The 3,875-nt window shown below is 45.6% G+C and carries 4 protein-coding genes and 1 pseudogene; 2 read left to right on the forward strand and 3 right to left on the reverse strand.

The window, feature by feature from the left end; all coding sequences use genetic code 11:
* Positions 1-119: 119 nt before the first annotated feature.
* Complete coding sequence (locus AC4II3_RS15155; protein ID WP_488010431.1) at positions 120-1,625, reverse strand: UbiD family decarboxylase; 1,506 nt, start codon at positions 1,623-1,625, stop codon at positions 120-122.
* 2 nt (positions 1,626-1,627) lie between these two features.
* On the reverse strand, positions 1,628-1,768 hold the full coding sequence (locus tag AC4II3_RS15160) for a hypothetical protein (RefSeq protein ID WP_488010432.1): 141 nt from the start codon (positions 1,766-1,768) through the stop codon (positions 1,628-1,630).
* A 203-nt stretch (positions 1,769-1,971) separates the two neighbouring features.
* Between AC4II3_RS15160 and AC4II3_RS15165 the strand changes: the two genes are divergently transcribed.
* Positions 1,972-2,145 carry a hypothetical protein gene (locus tag AC4II3_RS15165; RefSeq protein ID WP_488010433.1) on the forward strand — a complete coding sequence of 58 codons (174 nt, stop codon included), beginning with the start codon at positions 1,972-1,974 and terminating at the stop codon, positions 2,143-2,145.
* Positions 2,138-3,553, forward strand: a complete 1,416-nt coding sequence (locus AC4II3_RS15170; RefSeq protein WP_488010434.1) for an NYN domain-containing protein — start codon at positions 2,138-2,140, stop codon at positions 3,551-3,553. The genes AC4II3_RS15165 and AC4II3_RS15170 overlap by 8 nt, the downstream gene beginning before the upstream one ends.
* Here AC4II3_RS15170 and AC4II3_RS15175 read toward each other — a convergent pair.
* Positions 3,518-3,875, reverse strand: a pseudogene (locus AC4II3_RS15175) (hypothetical protein); the annotation flags it as partial. The gene AC4II3_RS15170 and the pseudogene AC4II3_RS15175 sit on opposite strands and share 36 nt — an antisense overlap.

Consider the following 3,875-nt stretch of genomic DNA (forward strand, 5'->3'; position numbering starts at 1 on the left):
CCACTCTACTGCTATTCATCCGAAGATTCAGCAACGCTTTCTAGTAATCTATTTGAGGCTGACGGCTGACAGCTGACCGCTGACCACTGACCACTGACCGCTGACCGCTGACCTATAAATCACATCTGGTAACCAAACAAATTCGGGTCAACATCCTTGAGATCCAAATCCCCTAACCCATACTCAGCCCAACGCCGGTCTACCATCGCTGCTACATCCCCATCAGACTCCAACGTTGCGCCCCATTCATGTTCGGTTTCCGGTGGAATCTTAGTAGTAGCATCAATACCCATCCGTCCCCCTAAGCCAATCTTTTCACTAGCAAAATCCAAACTATCAAAGGGAGTATTGGGCAAAATAAAGACATCCCGGACTGGGTCAACCTTAGAACTAATTGCCCACACCACTTGACGGGGGTCGCGAATATTAATAGTCTCATCCACCACAATCACAAACTTGGTATAGGTAAATTGAGGCAACGCACTCCAAAACGCCAAAGCAGCCCGTCGCGCTTGTCCTGGATAGGCTTTCTTAATCGAAATAATGGCGGCTTTATAACTCAGAGCTTCCATGGGCAAGAAGAAATCCACAATTTCTGAGACTTGTTGCCGCAGGATGGGGGTATAAATCCGATTGAGTGCGATCGCCATCATCGCTTCTTCTTTTGGTGGACGCCCACTAAAGGTAGTTAAATAAATCGGATCCTTGCGGTGAGTCATACAGTGGAAGCGAATCAAGGGGGAATCCTCCACTCCACCGTAATAACCCATGTGGTCACCAAACGGACCATCTGGCAACATTTCCCCTGGAGTAATCGTGCCTTCGAGGACAAACTCCGAATCCGCTGGTACTTCTAAATCTAAGGTTTTACATTTGGCTAGGTTGACCCCAGACCCACCATAGAGTCCAGCAAAGAGCCATTCCGACAGGTCAACCGGTATGGGAGTAGCAGCAGCCAGAATAATCAGGGGGTCAACACCGAGTGCGATCGCAATTTCTAATTTCTTTCCTCTCTCCACCGCCTTGCGCAAATGTCGTGCTCCACCCCTGACCGAGAGCCAATGCACCGTCATCGTAGTCTTAGACTGCAGTTGTAGCCGATAAACCCCCACATTAGGAATACCAGTCTCACAATCTTTCGTAATCACCAATCCTAAGGTAATAATCTTGCCAGCATCACCGGGATAAGGGCGAATCAGGGGTAATGTATTCAAATCCAAATCATTTTCCTGCACCACCACCTGGTGACAAGGAGGGAAAAAGTCTCGCCCTGGTTTAGCTTTGACCACATCAAACAAAATTTTGCCAAATTCCACCGCCTGGGAAATCTTCTTAGGTGGCTTTGGTTGTTGCAGCATCCCTAGCTTCTTGCCCAGAGTTTCCAAATCTTCCGGGGTTGAGCGGTTCATCGCCCAGCAAACCCGTTCTTCTGTTCCCATTAAATTAATCGCCACCGGAAAGGATGACCCTTTTACATTCTCAAACAGCAAGCCAGGTCCACCCGCTTGTAGCATCCGGTTTGATATCTCAGCAATTTCCAAATCTGGGTCAACTAAAGCCTTAATCCGCCGCAATTGTCCCTTCTGTTCTAGCTCTTGGATAAATCCCCTTAGGTCTCTGGCCATGATTACAATTTGTTAAGCTGAGTCATTTTTACTATACCAGTTCTCAATTGCCTGAGGGACTTTAGTCTTGGGTTAAGGGGAATCGGGAATCGGGAATCGGGAATCGGGAATCGGGAGTAGGGGAAAAATTCTGTATACCTCATTACTCTGATCAGCGCTATAATTACAGATTTAACCCTAACCGACTCCTGGCTTCTGGCTGGAAGCTCCTTCAATCTACCAGCACCTGAGTTTTATGGAACTCGCGTTTTTCCAAATATTTAGGGTACCTAAGCGATGCAGCGCCGCCAAAGGGGGTTTCCCCCATGAGCGACTGCATCAAGACAATGAATTGTGATAATTTTTGATGCGATATTCCCCACTCCCGACTCCCGACTCCCCACTCCCCACTCCCTACTCCCGACTCCCGACTCCCGACTCCCTGTTCCCTTTGCTATTCACATATACTGGGTTCATAGATCTGCTTTTATATTCTGCCCAACATTACTCACCAAATCTACCAGAAACCATTCGTGAATGACTCTGCCGCGATCAACGAAATTAGCCTTTACCTCTACCAAGCCATCCTTGAGGTTCAGCAGCAGCAGTCCGAATTACTCAAGGAAAAATACCGAAAAATCGCTTGGGATAAGCCCCGTCATCAATCGGCTTTCCTGGCCAAGTTCAAATCAGAGCTCAGCCAAGAGCAAGATTGGCCCCAACGAATTCTCAAAGTCAGGAAATTACTGCAAGTTCTGTTTATTCCTGGTTATTTCAACTCCCCCAGGTTTAGGGAACTGACCCAAAAACTTCGTCACTCTATCCGACCCAAGCCAGGGAATAATTCCCATAACTTAGCTGTCTCTACTAATAATAAAACCCCAACATCGGTTTCCCCTTTGCCAAAGCTAGGCACAGGAATTGCCATCTTACTGCTAGATGCCGAAAATTTACGGCTCAATACTGAAACCGAAAAGTTCCTAGCTCAAATTTGTTCCTACCCGATCCAAATCAAAATTGCTGTTGCCAATTGGCGTGCTATGGGTAAGTATGACACTGAACTGCATACTCGTGGCTATGAGCTAATTCACGTCCCACCAGGAAAGGACAGCGCTGATTTTAAGATGGCTACCGTTGGCGCTTCTATCTTTATCCATTATCCAACAGCCAAGGAAGTCTTAGTCTGTTCCTCTGATGGGGTGATGACTCATCTTTGCACCACCCTACAAACCCATGGACTAAAAGTCTATTTGGTGCGTAAGCAAAACGATAAGATCATTGTTTTAAATAACAAGACTCGTGAAACTCAAGCCCATTCTCTGGTTTCTGTACCAGAAATTCCCACCCTTGAGGAATTTATTAATCAGCTCAAAGACATCCTCAAAGCTGAACAAAAACGCACTTCCAATGCTTGGGTAAACCTGTCTAGACTATCATATCTATTTGAATCAAAGTATCAGCTTACCCTCAATCAAGTTGTGTCCCTGCGCTTGCCTGGAAAACTAACAACCGATATTTTTAGTGATTACCCCAAGGAATTTGTTACTCATCACATATCAGGGACTTCAAATTTTTATGTAACTCTATTTGAAAAGCCAATTTCTTTCATTAAAAAGACTTCTTCTTTGAAGACTATTCAGTTAAAACCTACTGTTAAGCCTGTATCTAAAATTGAATCTAAATCAGATTTAGAAGAGATACTAGTTAAACTCCTCAAGGATTTGAAGACAAACTATAAAGATCCTTATGTTCCCATCGCTCATATAGCTACTGAATTTAAAAAACAATACTCTCGACCCATTACTCAGTTGATGAGAGACTTAAATTTAAAGGGTACATTCCCCAAATTTTTGCAATCCTTGGGAGCGTTTAAACTGAAGAAAGTTGGTAAGGCTTATCAAGTGGCTTTAAGGTTAGACGGGTTGAATGCAGTAGTGATTGAACAGTAACAACTCCAGAGGAGTCGGGAATCGGGAATCGGGAGTCGGGAATCGGTAAAAAATCTGGCATTGCTGAATCTTTGGATCAATATGAATGAGTGGGGTGGGCATCCTGCCTGTGGTGAAAATATTGATAACGGGCAAGATGCCGGTTCCACAGCAAGATGCCGGTTCCACAGCAAGATGCCCCGTTTCCCCGATTCGTGACTGCATAAGGTGCAGGAGACAGAGAATTCTCCCCATCTCCCCATTTCCCCATCTCCCCATCTCCCCATTTCCCCATCTCCCCATTTCCCCATCTCCCCATCTCCCCATTTCCCCATCTCCCCAT

Source organism: Moorena sp., assembly GCF_982860115.1.